The 6,859-nt window shown below is 71.9% G+C and carries 5 protein-coding genes; 3 read left to right on the top strand and 2 right to left on the bottom strand.

The window, feature by feature from the left end:
* Positions 1–80: 80 nt before the first annotated feature.
* Positions 81–1,223 carry a glycine cleavage system aminomethyltransferase GcvT gene (gene gcvT, locus ABZU91_RS18530; RefSeq protein ID WP_355241536.1) on the bottom strand — a complete coding sequence of 381 codons (1,143 nt, stop codon included), beginning with the start codon at positions 1,221–1,223 and terminating at the stop codon, positions 81–83.
* 162 nt (positions 1,224–1,385) lie between these two features.
* Between gcvT and ABZU91_RS18525 the strand changes: the two genes are divergently transcribed.
* Positions 1,386–2,960, top strand: coding sequence for a leucyl aminopeptidase (locus ABZU91_RS18525; RefSeq protein ID WP_355241534.1), 1,575 nt, complete (start codon positions 1,386–1,388; stop codon positions 2,958–2,960).
* 45 nt (positions 2,961–3,005) lie between these two features.
* Here ABZU91_RS18525 and ABZU91_RS18520 read toward each other — a convergent pair whose 3' ends face one another.
* Positions 3,006–3,335 (bottom strand): hypothetical protein, encoded by a 330-nt coding sequence (locus tag ABZU91_RS18520; RefSeq protein ID WP_355241531.1) that lies wholly within the window; start codon positions 3,333–3,335, stop codon positions 3,006–3,008.
* A 178-nt stretch (positions 3,336–3,513) separates the two neighbouring features.
* Here ABZU91_RS18520 and lpdA point away from each other — a divergent pair, with 178 nt between their 5' ends.
* Both lpdA and sucB read left to right on the top strand, forming a co-directional pair.
* Positions 3,514–4,905 carry a dihydrolipoyl dehydrogenase gene (gene lpdA, locus ABZU91_RS18515; protein WP_355241528.1) on the top strand — a complete coding sequence of 464 codons (1,392 nt, stop codon included), beginning with the start codon at positions 3,514–3,516 and terminating at the stop codon, positions 4,903–4,905.
* A 66-nt stretch (positions 4,906–4,971) separates the two neighbouring features.
* Entirely contained in the window at positions 4,972–6,816 is a 1,845-nt protein-coding gene (sucB, locus tag ABZU91_RS18510) for a 2-oxoglutarate dehydrogenase, E2 component, dihydrolipoamide succinyltransferase (protein ID WP_355241526.1), read from the top strand.
* Positions 6,817–6,859: the final 43 nt, after the last annotated feature.

Below are 6,859 nucleotides of genomic sequence, written 5' to 3'. Positions count from 1 at the left end.
AATTTACTCCTTCCCCGCGGGGGGGGGGGGGGGGGGGCGGGGGGGCGGGGGGGCGGGGGGCCGGGCCGGGGGGCGGGGGGTTAGTGGGTTGAGGGGGTTACGAAGGGGGGTTTTGTCAGGGTTACCGGGGCTCGGCGGCCTCGGATGTCGAGCTCGACCTCGGTGCCGTCGGTCAGGTTGGCGTCCGTGTCCACCAGGGCCAGGGCGATGCCCTGCTTCCTCGTGGGGCTGAAGGTGCCGCTCGTCACCACGCCTACCTGCTCGTCACCCACGTGCACGGTCATGCCGGGGCGCGGGATGGCGCGGTCGACGGCCACCAGGCCGCGCAGCGTACGACGGGGGCCGGCGGCCTTCTCCGCGAGCAGCGCGTCGCGGCCCCAGAACGCCGACTTGTCCCAGCCGACCGCCCAGCCGGAACGGGCCTGCACCGGGGTGATGTCCAGCGAGAGATCCTGCCCGTGCAGCGGGTAGCCCATCTCGGTGCGCAGCGTGTCCCGGGCGGCCAGGCCGCAGGCGCGCAGCTCGAACGCCGCACCGGCGGCGAAGAGCGCGTCCCACACGGTCACCGCGTGCTCCGCCGGCACCACCAGCTCGTAGCCCAGCTCGCCGGTGTAGCCGGTACGGCAGACCGTCAACTCCACCTCGGCGAGGCCGTCGGTGAGGCCGGCGGCATCGAAGCTCATGTAGCCGTGCTCGGTGGGCAGGGCGAGGGCGGCGAGCAGGTCGCCCGAGCGGGGGCCCTGCACGGCCAGGACCGCGTACGCCTCGTGCTCGTCGGTGACCGTGATCCGCTCCGGTGCGGCGGCGCGCAACCGGCGTACGACCTCGGCGGTGTTCGCCGCGTTCGGGATGAGGAAGACGTGGTCCTCGGCGTACAGGTAGGCGATGATGTCGTCCACCACACCGCCGGTGGCGTCGTCGCAGCACAGCGTGTACTGCGCGCGGCCGGGCCCGATCCGGCCCAGGTCGTTGCTGAGGCAGGAGTTGACGAAGTCGGCCGCGCCGGGGCCGGTCACCCGGACCTTGCCCAGGTGCGACACGTCGAAGACGCCCACCGCCGTACGCACCGCCGTGTGCTCCTTGAGCACCCCGCCGCCGGCGTACTCCAGCGGCATTTCCCAGCCCCCGAAGGGGGCGAACTTGGCGCCGGCGGCGGTGTGCCGCTCGTGCAGCGGGGAACGGCGCAGCCGGGTCGCGGCGGCGGCGGAGGTCACGTCGGTCATGGGTGGCAACTTACCGGGGGTTACGCCGCTGGTTAGCATCGGCGGGACCCCGTTGGTGTGATCGACGGGACAGCCCTGACGTCCGGCGGGTAGGTTCCGCCGGAGACCTTCACCGCTGGTACGCGACGACGCGACCGGCCCGGCCCGCCCGGAGTAGCTTCAGTGACATCCCCCCGCACAACCACCCTGAGCCTGGTCGACACCGACCCGGCGGAGCTCGCCGTCGACGCGATCGTGATCGGCGTGCACAGCCAGACCGGAGAGCAGGACGCCACCAGCGGCCTCGCCGGCACCCTGCTGCTCGGCAGCGGTGCGGAGAGCATCGCCGTGGCGTTCGACGGCAAGCTGACCGAGACGCTGGCGCTGCTCGGCGCGACCGGTGGCCCCGGCGAGGTGATCAAGCTGGCCACGCTGGGTACCGTCACGGCTCCGCTGGTCGTCGCGGTCGGGCTCGGCCCGGAGCCGACGGGTGCCGCTCCGGCGCCGGAGACGCTGCGTCGCGCGGCTGGCGCGGCCGTGCGAGCCCTGGCGGGCGCGCCGAAGGTGGCGCTCAACCTGCCACTGCCCGACGACGCCGACGCGCCGGCCGCGCTGCGGGCGGTCGCCGAGGGCGCGCTGCTCGGCGGCTACCGCTTCGCCGGCTACAAGACCCGGCCGCAGCCGACTCGCCGGGAGCCGGTGGCCGAGGTGCTGATCGCCGTGCCGGACGCCGCCGACGCGGGTGCCCAGGCGGAGATCACCCGCGCGCAGGCCGTCGCCGGCGCGGTCCGGCTCAGCCGGGACTGGGTGAACACCGCCCCGAACGAGCTGCGTCCGCCGTCGTTCGCCGACGCCGTGGCCGCCGCCGCCCGGAACGCCGGCCTCGGCGTCGAGGTGCTGGACGAGGCGGAGCTGGCCGCCGACGGGTACGGCGGCATCATCGCGGTCGGGCAGGGTTCGGAGGCCCCGCCGCGGTTGGTGAAGCTCACCTACACCCCGCAGGACGCCGGCAACGGCAAGCGGGTCGCGCTGGTCGGCAAGGGCATCACCTTCGACACCGGCGGCATCTCGATCAAGCCGGCGCAGGGCATGTGGGAGATGAAGTCCGACATGGCGGGCGCCGCGGCGGTGGGCGCGGCGATGCTGGCGATCGCCGCGCTGAAGCCGGCCGTGGCGGTCAGCGCGTACCTGCCGATGGCCGAGAACATGCCGTCGGGCACCAGCTACCGGCCGGGCGACGTGATCAGCATGTTCAGCGGCAAGAAGGTGGAGGTGCTCAACACCGACGCCGAGGGCCGGATGGTCCTGGCCGACGCGATTGCCCGGGCCTGCGCCGACGGCACGGACTACCTGTTCGAGACGTCCACCCTGACCGGCGGTCAGGTGATCGCGCTGGGCAAGCGGGTCGCCGGTGTGATGGGTACGCCCGAGCTGTGCGACCGGGTCAAGGTGGCCGGTGACACGGTCGGCGAGCCGGCCTGGCCGATGCCGCTGCCGGACGACGTGCGCAAGGGCATGGACTCCGACGTGGCGGACATCTCGCAGGTCAACGCCGGCATGGACCGGGCCGGGCACATGCTCCAGGGCGGCGTGTTCCTGCGTGAGTTCGTGGCGGACGACGTGTCGTGGGCGCACATCGACATCGCCGGCCCGGGCTACCACTCGGGCGAGCCGACCGGCTACTGGACCAAGGGGGGCACCGGCGTGCCGGTCCGTACCCTCGTGCAGCTGGTCGAGGACGTCGCGGCCAACGGCTGACAGCGTGCGAAGAGAGGGGCTCCCGGCTACCGGGAGCCCCTCCTTTCAGTACTGGTCGGGGCGGCGCTTGCGACGCTCGTTGAAGTCGCGCATCCGCTGCGGGTATCCCATCAGCCGGACGTCGTACACCGGGATGCCCATCCGGTACGCGAAGCGGCGCGCGCCGTCCGGGCCGTCGATCCGGCGGCGGGTCCACTCCCCGTCGTCGGCGATCAGGATGACGGTGGTCTCGGTGACCGTCGTCCGGGGCTCGATGAACGCCTCGACGCCTCGCCGGCTCCGGATGAAGTTCTCCAGATGGGTCAGATCGCCACGATCCGCCGCTCGGTCGTGGCTCAGCACACGCGCCTGCTTCCGGCGCCGGAACAACCCCACCGAACCTCTCCCCCACCTGACGTCATCGACAACGGTGCCAAGGGTACGTGTCGATGACGTGTCGTTGGGCACCTCACTACGCACCCCGTGCCCGGTGGTGACAAGATGACCGAGGTGGGGTGTGCCCGTCTGACCCCTCCGTGACCCCCGATGCAGTGACGCGACCTGGGAGTTGAGCGTGAGCGAGCCGAACGACGCAACCTTCGACATTGTCATCCTCGGAGGTGGCAGCGGCGGCTACGCGGCGGCGCTGCGCGCCGCCCAGCTCGACCTCTCCGTCGCGCTGATCGAAAAGGGCAAGCTCGGCGGCACCTGCCTGCACAACGGCTGCATCCCGACGAAGGCGCTGCTGCACGCGGCCGAGGTCGCCGACCAGACCCGCGAGTCGGAGCAGTTCGGCGTGAAGGCCGAGCTGGTCGGCGTCGACATGGCCGGGGTCAACTCGTACAAGGACGGGGTCATCTCCCGCCTGTACAAGGGCCTCCAGGGCCTGGTGGGCGGCTCGAAGAACATCACCTTCGTCGCGGGCACCGGCAAGCTGGTCGACAAGAACGTCGTCGAGGTGGACGGTAAGCGCTACACCGGCCGCAACATCGTCCTGGCCTCCGGCTCGTATGCGAAGAGCCTGCCCGGCCTGGAGGTCGACGGTGAGCGGATCATCACGAGCGACCACGCGCTGACCCTGGACCGGGTTCCGTCGTCGGTGATCGTGCTCGGTGGCGGCGTGATCGGCGTCGAGTTCGCCAGCGTGTGGAAGTCCTTCGGCGCGGACGTGACGATCGTCGAGGCGCTGCCCCGGCTGGTCGCCGCCGAGGACGAGGAGTCGTCGAAGGCGCTGGAGCGGGCGTTCCGTAAGCGGAAGATCAACTTCAAGGTCGGCAAGCCGTTCGAGAAGGTCGAGAAGACCGACAACGGCGTCAAGCTGACCATTCAGGGCGGCGAGACCGTCGAGGCCGAGCTGCTGCTGGTCGCCGTCGGTCGCGGCCCGAGCACCGCCAACCTCGGGTACGAGGAGCAGGGCGTCACGTTGGACCGCGGCTACGTGGTGACCGACGAGCGGCTGCGCACCAGCGTGCCGAACATCTACGCGGTCGGCGACATCGTGCCCGGCCTCCAGCTCGCGCACCGCGGCTTCCAGCAGGGCATCTTCGTCGCCGAGGAGATCGCCGGGCAGACCCCGGCCGTGATCGACGAGGTCGGCATCCCGCGCGTCACCTACTGCGACCCGGAGTTGGCGTCGGTGGGCCTGACCGAGGCGAAGGCCAAGGAGCAGTACGGCGCCGACAAGGTCAAGACCTTCAACTTCAACCTGGGCGGCAACGGCAAGAGCCAGATCCTCAAGACGACCGGCTTCGTGAAGCTGGTCCGGGTGGAGGACGGCCCGGTCGTCGGTGTCCACATGATCGGCGCCCGGGTGGGTGAGCTGATCGGTGAGGCGCAGCTCATCTACAACTGGGAGGCCTACCCGGCCGAGGTCGCCCAGCTCGTGCACGCCCACCCGACCCAGAACGAGGCATTGGGCGAGGCGCACCTGGCCCTCGCCGGTAAGCCGCTGCACGTACACGCCTGATCACCCACATCGCGGCGTCCGGCGACGGGCGAAGATCCCCCAGGGGAATGAAGGAGTCTGGAGAACATGCCGGTATCGGTCACCATGCCCCGGCTCGGTGAGAGCGTCACCGAGGGCACCGTCACGCGCTGGCTCAAGCAGGAGGGCGACACGGTCGAGGTCGACGAGCCCCTGCTCGAGGTCTCGACCGACAAGGTCGACACCGAGATCCCGTCGCCTGCGGCGGGCGTGCTGAGCCGCATCGTGGTCGGCGAGGACGAGACCGCCGAGGTCGGCAGCGAGTTGGCCGTCATCGCCGGTGAGGGCGAGTCGACCGGCGGCGGCGAGGCCGCGCCGCAGGAGCAGCAGGCCCCGGCCGAGTCGGTCGAGCCGGCCGCCGAGCCGACCGCCGCCGCCGAGGGCACCGCCGACGAGGTGGCGCAGGACGAGGCCCCGGCCGAGACGCCGGCTCCGGCCGCCGCGCCGTCGGGCGAGGGCACCGCGGTCAAGATGCCGGCCCTGGGCGAGAGCGTCACCGAGGGTACGGTCACCCGCTGGCTCAAGCAGGTCGGCGACACCGTCGAGGTGGACGAGGCGCTGCTGGAGGTCTCCACCGACAAGGTCGACACCGAGATCCCGTCGCCGGTCGCCGGTACCGTGCTGGAGATCAAGGTCGCCGAGGACGAGACCGCCGCGGTCGGCGCCGACCTCGTGGTCATCGGCGTGGCCGGCGGTGCCCCCGCCCAGGCCAAGCCCGAGCCGAAGCCCGAGCCCAAGGCGGAGGCCGCGCCGGCGCCCAAGGCCGAGCCGAAGCCGGCGCCCAAGGTCGAGGAGCCGACCCCGGGCATGTCGTACAACGAGCCGTCCGCCGAGGCGGAGACCTCGGCGCAACCGGCGAAGGCCGAGCAGGCGGCCCAGCCGTCCGCGCCGACGGCCGCGCCGCAGCGCCCGTCCGCCCCCGCGCAGGGCGGCGGCGAGGAGGCAGCCGGGTACGTCACGCCGCTGGTGCGCAAGCTGGCCAGCGAGCACGGCGTGGACCTGGCCGCGCTCAACGGCACCGGTGTGGGTGGCCGGATCCGCAAGCAGGACGTCCTCGACGCGGCCGAGAAGGCCAAGGCCGCCAAGACTGCGCCGGCTCCGGCGGCACAGCCGGCCGCCAGCGCGGCGACCCCGGCCAAGCCGGCCGCGAAGCCGCAGCCGAGCGGCAAGCGGGGCACCACCGAGAAGCTCCCCCGTATCCGCAAGGCGATCGCCAACCGGATGCAGGAGTCGCTGCACGAGATGGCGCAGCTCACCACGGTGGTCGAGGTGGACGTCACCCGGGTCGCGAAGTTGCGGGCGCAGGCGAAGGACTCGTTCGTGCAGCGGCACGGCGTCAAGCTGTCCTTCCTGCCGTTCTTCGCCCTCGCCGCCATCGAGGCGTTGCAGACGTACCCGATCGTCAACGCCCAGTTGGATCTGGACGGCGGCACGATCACCTACCCGGCGGCGGAGCACCTCGGCATCGCCGTGGACACCGAGCGGGGTCTGCTGGTGCCGGTCATCCACAACGCCGGTGACCTCAACCTCGGTGGCATCGCGAAGCGGGTGGCCGACCTGGCCGAGCGGACCCGGACCAACAAGGTCAGCCCGGACGAGCTGGCCGGGGCGACCTTCACGCTCACCAACACGGGCAGCCGGGGCGCGCTCTTCGACACCCCGATCGTGCCAAAGCCGCAGTCGGCGATGCTCGGCACGGGTGCCGTGGTCAAGCGGCCGGTCGTGGTCAACGACCCGGACCTGGGCGAGGTCGTCGCGGTCCGGTCGATGGTCTACCTGGCCATGTCGTACGACCACCGGCTGATCGACGGCGCCGACGCGGCCCGCTTCCTGAGCGCGGTCAAGGAGCGGCTGGAGGCCGGCAACTTCGAGTCGGAGCTGGGCCTGGCCTGATCCACCTCGCAACACGAAAGGGCGCCCCGGTCGAGATGACCGG

The sequence above is a fragment of the Micromonospora sp. NPDC005174 genome, from assembly GCF_040608495.1.
Lineage (GTDB): Bacteria > Actinomycetota > Actinomycetes > Mycobacteriales > Micromonosporaceae > Micromonospora.
This window is presented reverse-complemented; position numbering and strand designations above follow the sequence as displayed.